This window comes from Microcoleus sp. Pol11C3 (assembly GCF_036701485.1).
Taxonomy (GTDB): domain Bacteria; phylum Cyanobacteriota; class Cyanobacteriia; order Cyanobacteriales; family Microcoleaceae; genus Microcoleus.
The window spans coordinates 1-15,120 of the sequence record NZ_JAUBQW010000147.1 but is presented as its reverse complement, the minus strand read 5'-3'; the positions used below and the strand labels follow the sequence as shown (position 1 = coordinate 15,120).

At 45.1% G+C, this 15,120-nt stretch carries 21 protein-coding genes; 7 read left to right on the top strand and 14 right to left on the bottom strand.

What is annotated here, in order from left to right; all coding sequences use genetic code 11:
• Positions 1-220 precede the first annotated feature (220 nt).
• The 3 genes from QUA40_RS24090 to QUA40_RS24080 all read right to left on the bottom strand — a co-directional run bounded on the left by QUA40_RS24090 (position 221) and on the right by QUA40_RS24080 (position 3,783).
• Positions 221-1,045, bottom strand: a complete 825-nt coding sequence (locus QUA40_RS24090; protein ID WP_333130560.1) for an ATP-binding protein — start codon at positions 1,043-1,045, stop codon at positions 221-223.
• Between the two features lie 24 nt (positions 1,046-1,069).
• Positions 1,070-1,513: an ATP-binding protein gene (locus QUA40_RS24085; protein ID WP_333130559.1), complete on the bottom strand. Its 444-nt coding sequence runs from the start codon at positions 1,511-1,513 to the stop codon at positions 1,070-1,072.
• 386 nt (positions 1,514-1,899) lie between these two features.
• Positions 1,900-3,783: a serine/threonine-protein kinase gene (locus QUA40_RS24080; protein WP_333130557.1), complete on the bottom strand. Its 1,884-nt coding sequence runs from the start codon at positions 3,781-3,783 to the stop codon at positions 1,900-1,902.
• Positions 3,784-4,268: 485 nt separating this feature from the next.
• On the opposite strand from QUA40_RS24080, the gene QUA40_RS24075 reads away from it, so the two are divergent.
• The 3 genes from QUA40_RS24075 (at position 4,269) to QUA40_RS24065 (ending at position 6,628) form a co-directional block, all read left to right on the top strand.
• Positions 4,269-5,699: a form I ribulose bisphosphate carboxylase large subunit gene (locus QUA40_RS24075; protein ID WP_333130555.1), complete on the top strand. Its 1,431-nt coding sequence runs from the start codon at positions 4,269-4,271 to the stop codon at positions 5,697-5,699.
• Between the two features lie 137 nt (positions 5,700-5,836).
• Positions 5,837-6,247, top strand: coding sequence for a RuBisCO chaperone RbcX (gene rcbX / locus QUA40_RS24070; RefSeq protein ID WP_333054738.1), 411 nt, complete (start codon positions 5,837-5,839; stop codon positions 6,245-6,247).
• A 45-nt stretch (positions 6,248-6,292) separates the two neighbouring features.
• The gene (locus tag QUA40_RS24065; RefSeq protein ID WP_333130553.1) at positions 6,293-6,628 is read left to right on the top strand and encodes a ribulose bisphosphate carboxylase small subunit; all 336 of its coding nucleotides are present in this window, start codon (positions 6,293-6,295) and stop codon (positions 6,626-6,628) included.
• Positions 6,629-6,708: 80 nt separating this feature from the next.
• Here the strand turns inward: QUA40_RS24065 and QUA40_RS24060 are convergent, their stop codons facing one another.
• The 3 genes from QUA40_RS24060 to QUA40_RS24050 form a co-directional block, all read right to left on the bottom strand.
• Complete coding sequence (locus QUA40_RS24060; protein WP_333130551.1) at positions 6,709-7,350, bottom strand: restriction endonuclease subunit R; 642 nt, start codon at positions 7,348-7,350, stop codon at positions 6,709-6,711.
• Between the two features lie 168 nt (positions 7,351-7,518).
• Positions 7,519-7,752, bottom strand: a complete 234-nt coding sequence (locus QUA40_RS24055; RefSeq protein ID WP_333130549.1) for a hypothetical protein — start codon at positions 7,750-7,752, stop codon at positions 7,519-7,521.
• 10 nt (positions 7,753-7,762) lie between these two features.
• Positions 7,763-8,986, bottom strand: coding sequence for a hypothetical protein (locus QUA40_RS24050; RefSeq protein WP_333130547.1), 1,224 nt, complete (start codon positions 8,984-8,986; stop codon positions 7,763-7,765).
• A gap of 219 nt (positions 8,987-9,205) precedes the next feature.
• On the opposite strand from QUA40_RS24050, the gene QUA40_RS24045 reads away from it, so the two are divergent.
• The gene (locus QUA40_RS24045) at positions 9,206-9,475 is read left to right on the top strand and encodes a hypothetical protein (RefSeq protein WP_333130546.1); all 270 of its coding nucleotides are present in this window, start codon (positions 9,206-9,208) and stop codon (positions 9,473-9,475) included.
• A 105-nt stretch (positions 9,476-9,580) separates the two neighbouring features.
• Here the strand turns inward: QUA40_RS24045 and QUA40_RS24040 are convergent, their stop codons facing one another.
• Positions 9,581-9,955: a hypothetical protein gene (locus QUA40_RS24040; RefSeq protein ID WP_006632950.1), complete on the bottom strand. Its 375-nt coding sequence runs from the start codon at positions 9,953-9,955 to the stop codon at positions 9,581-9,583.
• A 260-nt stretch (positions 9,956-10,215) separates the two neighbouring features.
• Between QUA40_RS24040 and QUA40_RS24035 the strand changes: the two genes are divergently transcribed.
• A complete protein-coding gene (locus QUA40_RS24035; protein WP_333130544.1) occupies positions 10,216-10,785 on the top strand; it encodes a Uma2 family endonuclease in 570 nt (189 codons plus the stop codon).
• Between the two features lie 7 nt (positions 10,786-10,792).
• Here the strand turns inward: QUA40_RS24035 and ruvC are convergent, their stop codons facing one another.
• The 5 genes from ruvC to QUA40_RS29135 form a co-directional block, all read right to left on the bottom strand.
• The gene (ruvC, locus tag QUA40_RS24030; RefSeq protein ID WP_333130542.1) at positions 10,793-11,326 is read right to left on the bottom strand and encodes a crossover junction endodeoxyribonuclease RuvC; all 534 of its coding nucleotides are present in this window, start codon (positions 11,324-11,326) and stop codon (positions 10,793-10,795) included.
• Between the two features lie 114 nt (positions 11,327-11,440).
• On the bottom strand, positions 11,441-12,556 hold the full coding sequence (gene bchI / locus QUA40_RS24025; RefSeq protein ID WP_445301189.1) for a magnesium chelatase ATPase subunit I: 1,116 nt from the start codon (positions 12,554-12,556) through the stop codon (positions 11,441-11,443).
• 126 nt (positions 12,557-12,682) lie between these two features.
• Positions 12,683-12,988: a DUF4926 domain-containing protein gene (locus QUA40_RS24020; RefSeq protein ID WP_333130540.1), complete on the bottom strand. Its 306-nt coding sequence runs from the start codon at positions 12,986-12,988 to the stop codon at positions 12,683-12,685.
• Between the two features lie 13 nt (positions 12,989-13,001).
• A complete protein-coding gene (locus QUA40_RS24015; RefSeq protein ID WP_333130538.1) occupies positions 13,002-13,295 on the bottom strand; it encodes a DUF2442 domain-containing protein in 294 nt (97 codons plus the stop codon).
• A gap of 142 nt (positions 13,296-13,437) precedes the next feature.
• Positions 13,438-13,524, bottom strand: coding sequence for a DUF4160 domain-containing protein (locus QUA40_RS29135; RefSeq protein ID WP_445301190.1), 87 nt, complete (start codon positions 13,522-13,524; stop codon positions 13,438-13,440).
• Between the two features lie 17 nt (positions 13,525-13,541).
• Between QUA40_RS29135 and QUA40_RS24010 the strand changes: the two genes are divergently transcribed.
• Complete coding sequence (locus QUA40_RS24010) at positions 13,542-13,700, top strand: hypothetical protein (protein WP_333130536.1); 159 nt, start codon at positions 13,542-13,544, stop codon at positions 13,698-13,700.
• Positions 13,701-13,908: 208 nt separating this feature from the next.
• Positions 13,909-14,217 carry a hypothetical protein gene (locus tag QUA40_RS24005; protein ID WP_333130534.1) on the top strand — a complete coding sequence of 103 codons (309 nt, stop codon included), beginning with the start codon at positions 13,909-13,911 and terminating at the stop codon, positions 14,215-14,217.
• Between the two features lie 138 nt (positions 14,218-14,355).
• On the opposite strand, the gene QUA40_RS24000 is transcribed toward QUA40_RS24005, so the two are convergent.
• Both QUA40_RS24000 and QUA40_RS23995 read right to left on the bottom strand, forming a co-directional pair.
• Positions 14,356-14,661, bottom strand: a complete 306-nt coding sequence (locus QUA40_RS24000) for a DUF4926 domain-containing protein (RefSeq protein WP_333130532.1) — start codon at positions 14,659-14,661, stop codon at positions 14,356-14,358.
• 8 nt (positions 14,662-14,669) lie between these two features.
• Positions 14,670-15,011, bottom strand: coding sequence for a DUF6883 domain-containing protein (locus QUA40_RS23995; protein WP_332954813.1), 342 nt, complete (start codon positions 15,009-15,011; stop codon positions 14,670-14,672).
• Between the last annotated feature and the right edge of the window lie 109 nt (positions 15,012-15,120).

The following is a 15,120-nucleotide window of genomic DNA, read 5'->3' as shown; positions in this document are numbered from 1 at the left end:
TCATGGACTCCGACAGTTTGAATCCATCTTTTTGGGATGGAAACTAGCTCAGAATCAACTTGTGTGTACACGGTAGCTTATTAAGGGGGGTTAGGGGGGATCCACTTTGGACTCAGACATTACCTTAGTCGGCGTAGGCCAACTTTGTTTGTGTGCTCGCGTTGCTAACGGTTTCAACCGCCGTTTTAACGCCGAGTTTATTTGTTGAGTATAAAAGAAATTATTCACGCGGAAAATCATCTCGCTGCTTTAACAATTCTAGCACGATCGGGTGAATGTCGTACCACAAAACAGCATTGCGATATTCCAAAACATATAACCCATGCAGCAAGTCCAAAAACCCTTGTGCTTTCGGGTCGGCAGGTTTAAAATCTCTGTAAGTTGCCATCAACATCTCATAATCAGTTGTTCCTAAACGGGTATCGAAATCGATCCGCAATTTATTAATCGCTTCCTCAAATACCTCAGCATTAATTTTAATCGCAGCTTCTGGATTCCGTCGCACCAACCGCAAACAAATGCGGCAGCATTCGTTAGCAATTCTAATCAATTCTCGCAATACTCCACCGCTGTATGCGACAAGGCGATCGAGTGTTTCCGGTTCGATCAATTCGCTTCCCAAGCGTTTAGCTAAAATCTCTTTCAATCTCGCCGCCGGTTCCGCCATTGCAACAGCATCCGCATTCCGGCTTTCCCCGCGTTTAAACAGCTTAGTTACTGGCATAAACACGACTTGATTGTTAGTTTCCGTTTCCACGGTAGCGGCCAAAGAGACATCTCGCAGCGCCGAAATAGGAGTTGTTAAAATTATTCTAAAATTTGGCAAAAAAAGCGCTTTAATATGTTCTTGATAAACTTGGCGAACTACACCTAAATCCAACTTATCCAGGTCATCGATCACTACAATTATGTCTTGTTTTGCGCCTTCTCGAACTACGGCAGCAATCTCGTTAATTGTCGCCACCAAATCAGAAACTTTGCGAATAAACTCTTGTTTGATTTCTTCACGAATCGTCGCATCAGCTTTTAACTTGCCTTGAATCATCTTAAACAAGTTAAAACCCACCGATCAGCTGGCGCCCAATTCGTCAATTTTTGTTTTTGTTTTAGTAGCAAACCAGTTATAAAATGATTCTTTAATTGATTGTTTGATGGGAATTTCCTGTTTTTCGGCTGCATCCATTAACTGAACTGCGATCGCAAACAAGATATTGATATGATTGACATCCGACATTTCGATCAAGTCGGAAATCGAGAAAAAGACTGTAAAATAGCGATCGTCCATCTGGCGGCAAAACTCAGCCAACAGTGTAGACTTACCGCAACCGCGATGCCCCGTAAAAATAATTTTACCGCTACCGGAAGGGTCATCTTCGACTAATTGCTCTAATTCTTCAAGCACTTCTGTCCCGTATTCTACTCGGAAGTTCTCGACTTCTTTCGGAGTTATCAGCGGCGATAACTCCATATTTGCATAGGCTGTCCGAAAGGATTCTAGTAATATTTTGGACATGGCACTCTGAGGTTATTATTTAATGTTCTTCATGATTATAAGCCTATACGGTTCACTTAACATATTTATGCCCCGGAGATCCCCCTAAATCCCCCTTAAGAAGGGGAGTAGGGGTTGACTTTGAGGGCATTCTTGTCCCCCCCTTTTTAAGGGGGGTTAGGGGGGATCTGTCTTAAGTGAACCGTATTGGATTATAAGCTGTCTAGCATCTAAATTGTAGATTTTTGGGCGGGCTAGGACGGCCCGCGCCACAATAGTTTTCTTGCCCCGGACATCCCCCCTAGCCCCCCAAAACACAAGGGGGAAGATTACTTAAAGTGGGTCTTTGTAAGGGAGATTTAGGGGAATATGAATCTGAGGTGAAATGTTTAATGTTTAATTAATTCCTACTTCCAGCCCAACCACCGCAACAAAGGCACAACTAAATAATGACTTACTCCCAAACAAAGCCCGATCGCACTTCCCAACAAACCAAAAAACACAATTGATCCCCAAACTTGCAGCCAGCCGAAGGTAACGTTAGACAGTGACAAAATCCCGAAGAAACTCCCCGGAAAAATGTTCCAAGCATTCAGCAACAGAAACATTCCCGTAGAGAAAACAGCCACTACCAAAGCGTGAACTAATTGATGGCTCCGCAAACCCATTCCCACAGTCAAAGAGGCGATCGCAAAAGCTCCCAAAATAACCCCCTGCACGCCACTAGAAGCTGTTGCTTCCATCCAGCACAAACCTGCCAACAAATAACCCTGAGCTCCCATCAATCCAGACAGCCAATACTGTTTTTGCTGGCGAAAACTCCCCGCATCAGTTAAACCGATCGCAGTTCCGAACCCCGCCAACCCAAACAGCAGCACTTCCGGCCCGACAGCGAAAGTCATGTTAGGAATTAATTGGTGCAAACCTTCATTCAGAAAACTGGCAATTTCCGGGCCTAGAGGCGAAGCATAACCCAAAACCAAACCGCCGATCGCCCCCGCACTTCCACCAACGCCACCCAGCACCATTTCCCAGCCAGTATCCAGAGAAGCTACCACAATTTGGGCGATCGCGCCGAACACCAAAACCATCAAACTTGCAGTTTTTTGCGCCCCCGCCACCACTACTTGCCGGCAAAATTCCACAATAGCTTGACCCGCAGGGGCGATCGCGATTTTGCCCTTACTCCTAGCATAAATCTCCTGCAAACGCGCCCGAACATCGCCAGCCGTCGCCGGACGCTGCTGCACATTCGATCGCACCATATCGTCCAACAAATTCGCCAAAGCCGGACTCACAGATACAATGTGGCGCCACCGCAACTCCCCCGTCATCGGATCTTCAATTTCCGCCGGATACTTCCCCGTCAGCAAGTGAATGCAAGTCCGCCCGAGGGCATAAAAATCCGTCGCCGGCACCACACCGCCGCCCATAATTTGTTCCGGCGGACTGTACCCGGGCGAAATCAACCGCGTCGAACTCCGAGAATCTTTCCCTACGGATTCGACACCGCCCATCTGTTTAACTCCCCCAAAGTCGATCGTCACTAATTGCAGTCCGCCTAAACCCTTGCTTAGCAAAACTTGGGGCGATTCCGGGTCTCGCAGCATCAAATTTGATGGTTTAATGTCGCGGTGAATAATCTGACACCTGTGCAACTCCTCTAAAATTTCCACAGCTTGACTCAGCCAACTAAACACCCATTCCTGCGGACAACCTTGGGGGTACTCGTGGAGAACCTCTTCTAAAGTTTTGCCGTGAATCTTTTCCATTACCAAACAAGGCAGCCGCTTCGCCGCAGGATTTCCCTCCCCGCCTGCAAAATTTTGGGTTTGGACGTGAAAATAACCGTCAGGATCGACTCTCGGGACGCCCGGGTGCCGCAAAAGTGCCAAAACCCAAGCTTCTTGCTCGAACAGTTTCAGCGCTTTTGGAGCCGTTTCGAGCAACACTTTCAGGACGCGCTCGGTTTCAGTTTCTGTGTCCCAAACGGTGAAAATCGCTGCAAAACCCCCGGAACCGAGGCTTTGTAGAGGGACGTAGCGATTTTTTAGCCGCAGGGGAGCCCCGCAACTATGACAAAAATTGTTGCCCCAAGTCTGAGGGTAGGGCCTTGGGCAATCTGGATTGATGCAGTGAACGGCTTTTGAAGGGGGGTGAGGCACAACCAGAGTAAAAATGGGGCTAATATCCATAGTAGACTTACGCGCTGCTAACGCAGAAACCCGGTTTTCAGCGAGGTTAAATGGCTGTAACGACGGATTTGGTTTGATAGCACCAGTCCTGTCCATATTATGTGCTATGCTGTCGATTTTTGAGTTGGCGGTCTGGAAGTCACGGGATTTTAGATTTTGGATTTTAGATTTTGGATTTTAGATTGCATACTGGATTGCAGTTGAGATCGATCTCAACTGCAATCCACAACTTTAGGTATTTCTAACTACTTCCCCCTGGCCGATTACTCCTTACCAATTCTGATTTTTAAGTATTAAATTCTTTACATAAACCGTATTAATCCCCTGTTCCGCTTGCTGCACAATATCTTTCACTCGCTCGAAATTCTCCCCCCGCTCTGCGATCCCCAGCCTTTCCCCCTGCATCCTTCGCAGCTTCCATTTTATAAGATATGTTACAAATGTTGTCCTAATGTAAAGTAAAATAAACAATACTTATGATGATTAAAAGAATATTAAAATTTGAGAGTGACACTTTATTGATATATTTTTAACAGCCTGCGATCGGGCAAAAAAATTAAGCGAATACTAGGAAGCGAGATATGGCTTACGCGCAAACCCAAACTCAATCAAAGGCTGGGTATAAAGCCGGAGTTCAAGACTATAAACTAACGTATTACACCCCGGACTACACGCCGAAAGATACAGATATTTTGGCTGCATTCCGCGTCACACCGCAGCCGGGAGTTCCCCCAGAAGAAGCTGGAGCTGCTGTGGCTGCTGAATCTTCCACAGGTACATGGACGACTGTTTGGACTGACCTCCTGACCGACCTCGACCGCTACAAAGGTCGCTGCTACGACATCGAACCAGTTCCCGGTGAAGACAACCAGTACATCTGCTTCATTGCCTATCCTTTGGATTTGTTTGAAGAAGGTTCCGTCACCAACTTGCTGACCTCTTTGGTCGGTAACGTGTTCGGTTTCAAAGCTTTGCGCGCTCTGCGGTTGGAAGACTTGCGGATTCCCATTGCTTACCTGAAAACCTTCCAAGGCCCTCCTCACGGTATTACCGTTGAGCGGGACAAATTGAACAAGTACGGCCGTCCTTTGCTGGGTTGTACAATTAAGCCCAAATTGGGTCTGTCTGCTAAGAACTACGGCCGTGCCGTTTACGAAGTTCTGCGCGGCGGTTTGGACTTCACCAAAGACGACGAAAACATCAACTCGCAACCGTTCATGCGCTGGCGCGATCGTTTCTTGTTCGTTCAAGAAGCTATTGAAAAAGCCCAAGCAGAAACTGGCGAAGTCAAGGGTCACTACCTCAACGTAACTGCCCCTACCTGCGAAGAAATGATGGAGCGGGCTGAGTTCGCTAAGGAAATCAAAACCCCCATCATCATGCACGACTACCTGACCGGTGGTTTCACTGCTAACACCACCTTGGCAAAATGGTGCCGCCGCAACGGTATCTTGCTGCACATTCACCGCGCTATGCACGCCGTGATCGATCGTCAAAAGAACCACGGTATCCACTTCCGCGTGCTTGCCAAGTGCTTGCGGATGTCCGGCGGTGACCACCTGCACTCCGGTACAGTTGTGGGCAAACTCGAAGGCGAAAAAGGCATCACGATGGGCTTCGTAGACTTGATGCGCGAAGACCACATCGAAGAAGACCGCAGCCGCGGTATTTACTTCACCCAAGATTGGGCCTCCATGCCCGGTGTCATGCCGGTTGCTTCTGGTGGTATCCACATCTGGCACATGCCCGCTTTGGTGGAAATCTTCGGCGACGACTCCTGCTTGCAGTTCGGCGGCGGCACCTTGGGCCACCCTTGGGGTAACGCACCTGGTGCAACTGCTAACCGCGTTGCTTTGGAAGCTTGCGTCCAAGCTCGTAACGAAGGCCGCAACTTGATGCGCGAAGGCGGCGACGTGATCCGCGAAGCTTGTAAGTGGTCTCCTGAACTGGCTGTTGCTTGCGAACTCTGGAAAGAAATCAAGTTTGAGTTCGAGGCAATGGATACCGTTTGATGATTTTGGGTTTGAGATTTTAGGTTTTAGGTAGCAAACTTGCTGTGGAGTCTTTATCTTTGAAGAAGATTTACCAGTAAGTTTGCATCCAAAATCTAAAATCCAAAATCTAAAATTTGAGGGAGCTGGGGTCAAAAATGGATCTCAAACAAGTTGCGAAAGACACCGCTAAGGTGCTGGCAAGTTACCTAACCTATCAATCCGTGCGGATGGTGGTCGCTCAGTTGAGCGAAACCAATCCTCCTCTGGCAATCTGGTTGAACGACTTTTCCACTAAGGGCAAAATCCAAGATGGAGAAGCTTATATTCAAGAGTTGCTTTTGGAAAATCAAGATTTAGGATTTCGGATCATGACTGTGCGAGAGTATCTGGCTCACGATGTGACGGAATTTTTGCCAGAAATGGTTTGTACTGGCATTCAACAGGCGAATATGGAACACAGACGCCAGCATTTAGAGCGAACTACGCAACTTAATTGGTCTGTTTCTAGCAGTAATCCTGAAACATCAATAGATTCAGAACCGAATCTGGATAATTTGTCGAGTTAATCGATCGACAAGTGCGATCGAACACACACCTTAGAGATACAAAAAATGAAGACTTTACCTAAAGAGCGTCGTTACGAAACTCTGTCCTATTTGCCCCCGCTGACAGACGCGCAAATTGCCAAGCAACTCCAGTACATCCTGGATCAAGGCTACATTCCCGGCGTAGAATTCAACGAAACCTCTGCTGCTGAAATGCGCTACTGGACTCTCTGGAAGTTGCCTTTGTTTGGTGCTCGCAGCGTCCAAGAAATCATGACAGAAGTTCAAGCTTGCCGTCAAGAAAATCCTAGCTGCTACATCCGCGTCATGGGTTTTGACAACGTGAAGCAGTGCCAAGTGCTGAGCTTCATCGTCCACAAGCCTAACACCAGAGGCTACTAAAAAGTATTGGCTGGCTAATCTAACTTTTAGGTTAACAGTCATTGCAGATTGGAGGCGGAGAATTTTCTCTGCCTCTTTTTTTATAGTTTGCAAATAGCTTTTAAAACTTGCAGCAACAAAATTGAAGGTTCGGGCTCCATCAAAGTCAGAAAGGGCATTAGCTGATAGGTTGGGGGATTTCCTCTGCGGATATTGACAAACTGATAAAACTCTCCGCTAGTTGCCAATCCCCAAACAGACTCTTGATATTCTAAACTTTTAGAGGCGTAAGTTAGAAGTTGGGGCAAACCAGCGCGGGGAGAAATTAGACTATTTTTAGATTCTATTACTAAAATCCAAAATGGTATATCAGCGGCAATTTGTTTCTCTTTATTGATGGATAAAATGTCAAATCTGCCTGTAATCGTTGTATCTTCATCTTCTATAGTTATGTTAGCAATGTCTTGTTCTAGACTCATCTTGATTGGGCGGCGGTAGAAGCCCGCCAATCGCATTAAGGGAAACGTAGTTAAAGCCTGTACCAGTCCTTCAGAGACTCTTTTCACTGAAAGGTATTCGCGAAAATCGTTGCGGATTTGGGCGAGTTCTAACTGTTCTATCTCTGTTAAGGATTCTAAGGATAAAAAATTTGTATACGTGTCATTATTAAGCTGCTCTTGGAATTTCAATAATTGACTGACTTCACCGAGCGTTATATTTTTGGGGTTAATAGTTGTTGTCATGTTTGATAGTTATTAAAGTTTTAGTTATAATTCTAACATAGAGATTGTGAGAGTCCATTTGTACCATTCTTAGGAACAGGCAAGATGCCTGTTCCACGACATATTAAATTTTTTGTGGGGCGGGCATCTTGCCCGCCCATGAAAGTGACAAATGGGATAACGGCGAACCTAATCTATCCTTTCCACCACAATCCCATCCACTATTTCATAACCCCAATTAAAATGTCGATTGGCCAACTGCTCGGCCATGTCATATTCGCCAAAATTGCAGAGTTCAACTAACATTTGATATGCTTCATCTCTTTCTCGCTGCAACCTTTCCCCCCGCAGTTTTTCTCTCTCTTCCTCAGAAGGATTTGGTCGCTCTTCTCCCAGCGGATTGATATTGCTAATTCGTTTCATATCAGCCTCATTAAAAAGGGATAGCTTCTACGATTTCACCGTCAACTATTTCGTAGCCCCAGTCGGGGTTTGCAGCGATTTGTTTTTCAACTATACTTCGGCCCAGAGGAGTTTGGTAAGCTTTTTGCAAAGAGGAAATACTGGGAATTTCGGCGGGAGTTGGCGATGCTGTTTCAGCAAGTTTCAGCAGTGCAGGAATCTGGTCAGATGTGGATTGATTTAAGGCAAATTGAGGTGCGATCGCCCCTAATTTCTGCATTACGCTATCCTTGGTGATTTGGGGTTTTTCGTTGAAGGAAGAGGGCAGATATGGTGTGTCAACGCCCTGCTGTTTTGCTTTGAGTGCATCATCAGCAATGCGATCGCACTTTCGCAGAAATCCCTCCCACAAATCTTTACCCAACACCGGGTTTCTCAAATCAGCACGGGCTTTAGAGACTGCTGCTTCTAGCGGTTCGCCTTTGTGCACGTAATACTGAATTCGCTCCTCTTCAAAGGCAGGATAAGGCACTTCCGGTTCGATTTCCCAATCTCGCTTGACTTTCTGACTTTCTCCTAACGGGATTCCGGCGATAAATTCCTCCCAAAAAGTCGAGGTTAAGCCTTTTGTCATGCTGTCAATAATTTTAAATGCCCATCCTGAAGGATTGCCAAACCATAAATTACGTTCTTTAGCATATTCTTCTAAGGCTCGCTGAAAGTTATGCAGTTCTTGTTCGGAGTTCCAAGGGCCACTAAATCGGTAATTCGGGGTGACAGCAACGGCTATTTGCTGGCGGGGTTGCCCGAAATATTTGTCGGTTTTAACTACATGATTTGGGGGTGATGTTTCGCGGAAGATTTCTACAGGGTGATTGTTGTTTTCGCGACTTATCGGTGTTATAATATCTGGCGGATTCGGTGTCCAAAAGTTATTGAGTTTTTCCTCGAAAGCATCCATGTCCGCCCAGAGTTCTAGGCAGTCCGTGTTGGGATTTGTTAATTTTTCTTTCAGGAGCGATCGCACTTTGAGCAGGCGTCTCGCGAGTTCTTGTTCTTCGTGATTTAAACCGGTGGCTTTTTCAATTTCGCTGCTGTTGGTTTTCACCCATTCGGTAGAGTTGGAGTGTTGTGATTGCCATTGTAATAATTGGCAAAGAAAAATGCTCGCCGCGACTCCGCCGGTAATTGGGGCGAGTTTGGGATAGTAGATGGCGGGGTTTCCGAGATTTCCTAAAAATATTCCTATTTTCATTTTTTACATTCCTATGTCCCTTGAATCCTAGGGTGCAACCTCAGCACTTTACCTCGAATAAACTAGCATTGAAAAACTTAAGATTTTCTTTACGCTTCTGTCTATTCCCGACTGAATGGAGTTTCTAGAGGAAAGACGGGGATCGCATATTCGATCGCCTGATTGACAGGACTGAGTTAAACGTAATAATAAATTATTTACTGTACAGCTCCTCCCAAAATGAATCCAGAACGCCAAGAGGCTTATTTGAACTTAATCGAGCGAGTGCTTACCTGTCCCAACGGCCAAGAACCAGAGGTTTTGAGTTCTTGTTCCGATTTAATTGATGCAGGATTTGTGCAAATGCTAATCCAGATATCAGCTTCAATGGCCCGTGAAGGCGACGAAGATACTGCTAATTTTTTAGTACAACTTGCTCGTTTGCTGGGGAAATCTTTGGGTTTGTCGCCCGATTTTAGCCCGGCTGGGTACAGTAGTGCAAAGGGGTAGAGAAAAAGTGCGATCGCCTCGTTGTATCATGTTTTGAGAAATGAGGGCGATTTCCTACCCTTCGCGATAGCTTTGCTTAACTAATTTTTAAATGCAGCTATGGATTTACAGCTTATATTCGAGAGGCTCGCAAAACTCATTCACCCCAGTTTTAAATACATAAATAATCACCGAAGTCACCAAAATATCAGGGCAAATTTTTGCGGCAACTAAATCTCTAAATGCTGCATTCAATTGTCCGTTTGTCAACTCTTCTTTAACCTCTGATTTGCAGATAGCAACGCGGCATCTTTTGGCCAATCCGTCTAACCAATTTTCCGAGATATTCGGTTCTTGTCCGGCTTGAATTGCTAGAGATATCGCTGCATCTTCGATGTTACCTTCGCAATCTTCGATTGCGTCTAGGGCTTTTAGGGCTTCGGGATATTCGGCTAATTGCGAGCGAAATTGGGCAATTTGTTGTGAGGTAATAATCACCATATTATTTTCCTGTGTTGTCTGCTGGCGGGCTAAGTTTAGCAATTAAACTTGATATTATAGCATTTTTTTGATTGAGGTGGGAATTGCGCGATCGGACTTAATTATCTGTTCAATTGATATTTTGCACTTCGGAATAGTCCGGCTAGGGTTGAAACCCCTATTAAAGCTTAATTTCTCGCTCTGAGGACTAATGTGAAAATAGACAAAAAGCGGCGCTAAAATAGATTGACAGGACTCATATTTCTCGGGAGTTAAGAAAAATGACAACAGTTACTTTAAACTTAGATACTGTCGAACTAACAGATGAACAGTTTTACCGTTTGTGCCAGATGAATCGAGACTGGCAATTTGAACGGACAGCGAAAGGAGAAATCATCATTATGTCACCCGTAGGCGGAGTCAGCGGCAATAGAGAAGCAGATTTAATTGGCTTAGTTTGGCTGTGGAATCAGCAAACACAGCTAGGGAAAGTGTTTAGTTCTTCGACAATCTTTCGGCTGCCAAATAATGGAGACCGTTCTCCAGATGCGGCTTGGATTAGCTTAGAAAGATGGTCTGCTTTAACACCAGAAGAACGGGAAAAATTTCCGCCTATTTGTCCTGACTTTGTAATTGAATTGCGCTCGCGAACAGACCCGCTGCGCCCGCTTCAGGAGAAAATGCAAGAATATCTGAACAGCGGTTTACGCTTGGGTTGGCTGATTAATCCGCAAGACCAACAAGTAGAAATTTATCGCCCTTCTCGCGAAGTAGAGATTGTACAATTTCCTGTAAGTTTATCGGGAGAAGATGTCTTGCCCGGATTTGTGCTTAATTTGCCGATGATTTGATATTGCATCAAACTTTTTCGGTTTCCAACTGTATTTTCTTCGGACAAATATCATCATCGTACCAACCAGTCAAAGCCACCGCCAAAGCATCCGCCGCATCATCCGGTTTCGGAATGTAACCTAACTCCAACTCCCGCGCCACGGCCTCTTGCACTTCAGATTTATCCGCATTACCTCGCCCGGTCAAAGCTTGCTTAATTTGAGCCGGCGTAAACTCGAACAGTGGCACTCCACACTGCGCTAATACTAGCGTCAAAACACCCCGCGCTTGCGCTACAAGTATGGTATTTCCCATCTTGTAAAAGAACAGTTTTTCGGCAATTGCAAGATCAGGTTTAATCTGTTCAATTACCTGGTGCAAATCGTCGTAAATTGTTTTCAAGCGCTGTCCCATTTCCTGTTTTGGCGTTGTTTGTATGACGCCACAATCAATCATGGAAACGCTGTTTTTATCTTGTTTCCCCGGGACAATTTGACAGGAAATTGCCCCGTAGCCAAGATTTGCTAAGCCCGGATCTAATCCTAAAATTCGTTTTTCCATTGCCAGAATTAGTAATTGGAACTGGGGAAGGAGGCATTAAAAATTTGGGAAATGTTTCCTCACCACCCATTACCAATTACCAATTATTAATTACCCCTCATTACCAATTATTAATTACCCCTCAGTTGTTTCTAGGCCGAATACCCGATCAAACACTTTAGTCACTTTATACCCCGAATCTATTGATTCTAGCGGGTCTTTTCGCAACCGGTGCCGCAAACACAGAGTCATCACCCGGCGAATATCGTCCACAGTCACCTCTGTGCGGCATTCCAAAGCCGTGAAAGCTTTCGCAGCCCGATTCGTCACCAAATCGCCCCGCAGCCCGTCTACGTCCAATTCCGCGCAAACTTGGGAGATTTTTACCCGCAACTCTCGATCGATAGTTACCGATTTTAACCTTTCCTGAGCCTCCACCAACTTCTGCTGCATATCATCTTGTTCGTGCTGATATTTCGCGAGAAACTCCGGCGGATTTTGGTCAAAACTAGAGCGCTGTTCGACAATTTCCACTCTTAAATTCGGGTCTTTTACAGTCCGAATTTCTGCGTGCATCCCGAATCTGTCGAGCAACTGCGGCCGCAATTCTCCTTCTTCTGGATTCCCGGAACCGATTAAAATAAATTTAGCCGGGTGACGGATCGAAATGCCTTCTCTTTCAACAGTATTCCAACCGCTGGCAGCCGAGTCGAGCAAAACATCGACTAAATGATCGTCGAGCAAATTGACTTCATCAACGTACAGAATGCCGCGGTTAGCTTTAGCTAAAAGCCCGGGTTCAAAAGCTTTAACACCTTCCGACAAAGCTTTCTCGATGTCGATCGTACCGCAAACTCGGTCTTCGGTAGCGCCCAAAGGTAAATCTACCATTTGGACTTTCTTGCGGGCGATTTTAATGTCAGTTTGAGACATAGTGCGATCGCGCACCTCATCACTCATCAAATCCGGATCGGTGGGATGACTGTTAAAAGGATCGTCAGCCACCACCTCAATTTCCGGCAGCAAATCAGTGAGGGCGCGGATTGTGGTAGATTTACCAGTACCTCGATCGCCCATAATCATCACCCCGCCAATTTTGGGATCGATGACATTCAATAGCAGCGCCAGTTTCATCTCCTCCTGGCCAACAATTGCAGTGAAGGGAAAAACAGCGCGGCGGGCTGGGGTAGCGGTAACGGTTGGTAGAACGCCCGCATTCAGGTTATTGCTGACTTCGGCAGTAGGACTCACAGGATAACTCAAAATATAATAATTGCTTGTTTATTGTGACATATAGGTGGACAACAGTCGATCTACAGCCTTGAAATCCAAGTGCAGAGTTTGTGTGATTCCTCTCAAAACGCCGCCAAAAACAGACTATTTCTGAGACACAGAACGCCCCCACTCTAAAATTTGTTGCTGACGTTCGTCTGACAAACGTCCAACCATCGCAGCTAATAGCTCAGATACAGACAACCCACGCCTTTCTTTCGACTTCCAAACAACTAAAAACTGCTCGGTAGACAGAGTACACAAAGCTATCGTTTCGCCAGAGCGATCGCTAAATTCTACCTCGTAATTTCCATCATCATAACAATCTACAATTGCCCCTCTAACACCCAGGTGTAAATTAGATTCAGGCAATGTTACTAACAATTCGACTACATCAAATAATTCTAGCACGAGCGTGCTTACCTCAGAACGAATGATGAATAGATTCAATGTATCGCTCAATTTCCTCATCCGTGCAACTGACTCCATTCTGCCAAAGTTCATATTCACTGATATCGATATCTTCATTCCAAACCAGTGCATAACCACCAGGTTCAATTTTATAATTTGTGAAAAATCCAGGATTGCTTAACATCGCAAACATCGGATTGTCTAATAACTTAGAAATGTTATATTTTTTGATTTCAAGATTGCCAAACTTGACCATCAAGGTGTTATCGTCAATAGCTTTAGCAAAAACAATGCGCTCAGGTTTCATAAAAAAAATCACAGTTATTTTAAGGGCGGAAGTTTACTAAATTCTTGGCTATTCCACATATTCAGCAGTTCTTTCTGGTACAACGTAGCCCATTCTCTTACAGCTTTTGGGCCCGATTCGGTAAATCTCCTTCAATAATCTCTCAAGATTCAATGCCGATCAAAGCCTTGTACTCACCGTAAACTGCGTGAAAATGAGGAGGTGGGTGATCCCCAAAGAAAATTTTGATGATGATTCCGTAAAATCGTGCAACTTCTGGCAGAAAGCTTCTCTAAACGACGATACGAGGATTATTGTAGCCGAGCTCGCGGGCACAATCACATTTTAGATCGGATTTCCAGCGATCGCACTTTTGGCATCGAAAGGTCGATCGCCCTTTACGACTTTTTCACTGGCGAAGGGTGATCGCTTTGTTAAGAGGGGAAGAGCTATCGCTCGATCGCTTTTCTTCGCATAGTTGAAAGTGCGATCGCCCTTGAACCCCTCGCGGAGAAATCAGGTTGAGGCAAAAAAGTAGGAGCTAGTCCGAAAGATAAAACACATTTTTCGATGAACCGTTGACAGTTTACTGTGTATACTTTATTTTTATAGAAGTAAGTTTAAAAAAAATCAAATGTCTATCTTAATTCCCTTGGATTTTACTCAATTGCTACTAGCACAAACTAACTCTTGCCATACTGTCGGGCCGTTAGACTTAATCGCTATCCTAGCTTTACTAGGGGGACTTTTAACCTTTGCCTCTACGGCTGGTCTGCCAACAGTGACAATTGCTTCAATAGGCACTGCTGCGGCGAAGGTTATGGCTATTTTGGGAATCAGTGCTAGCTTGGGTTCGATAATAGTTCCATTTCAGGGACTTTTAGATATCGCGGCTGTAGCGGCTGTAGTCGAAGGCATTAAGCACATCTTAGGATGTGGTTAATTGCAGCGGTAAGCAGTGTTAATTAAAGTAGATTACGCAATCGGAACTCAGCAAAAGCTAGTGTCATATAGGCGATCGCCCTTTTGGCCAGAGAAAGATCGTCTTTTTGATATAAGCGATCGCCCTCACAAAAACTCGCTATCTCCCAGACAAAGAACGCGCAAACTCTAAAACTTGTATCTGACGTTCGTCTGACAAACGTCCAACCATCGCAGCTAATAGCTCAGATACAGACAACCAACGCCTTTCTTTCGACTTCCAAACAACTAAAAACTGCTCCGTAGACAGAGTACACAAAGCTATCGTTTCGCCCGAGCGATCGCTAAATTCTACCTCGTAATTTCCCTCATCATAACAATCTACAATTGCCCCTCTAACACCCTGGTGCAAATTAGATTCAGGCAATGTTACTAACAATTCGACTACATCAAATAATTCTGGCACGATCGTGCTTACCTCCGAACGAATAGTGTTACCAGTCTCGCCCCATTACTACCCGGTTCTACGATCCAACCTGTACGGACAATCCCTTGCTGTCCCTGTGCGCCCACAATTTCCAAGTCTACAGTATAGCGCTGTCCGTGTTTGTCATTTAGTCCTAAAACTGCTTCAGCATCAAGAGTTTTAGCTGAAATCTGTGCTAACAGCAATTCATAGTTTTCTTGGCTAAATCCTAAACGACGCTGAAATATTACAGCTTTATCGCTACCGACTGGATTATCTACATTAAGAGCATACTCTGTTAATTTTCGAGGATCGATAACGAGATGGCTGACAAGTTCTTTCAGCTTCATGTTTGTTTACATAACACTAATTTTAGCATCTAACCATTGGTGACAAGTTAAGGCTCAAAGCCAGTTGTCAAGGGGATTTTCGGAGGTAGCTCAAAGAAAAAAGGTTCTC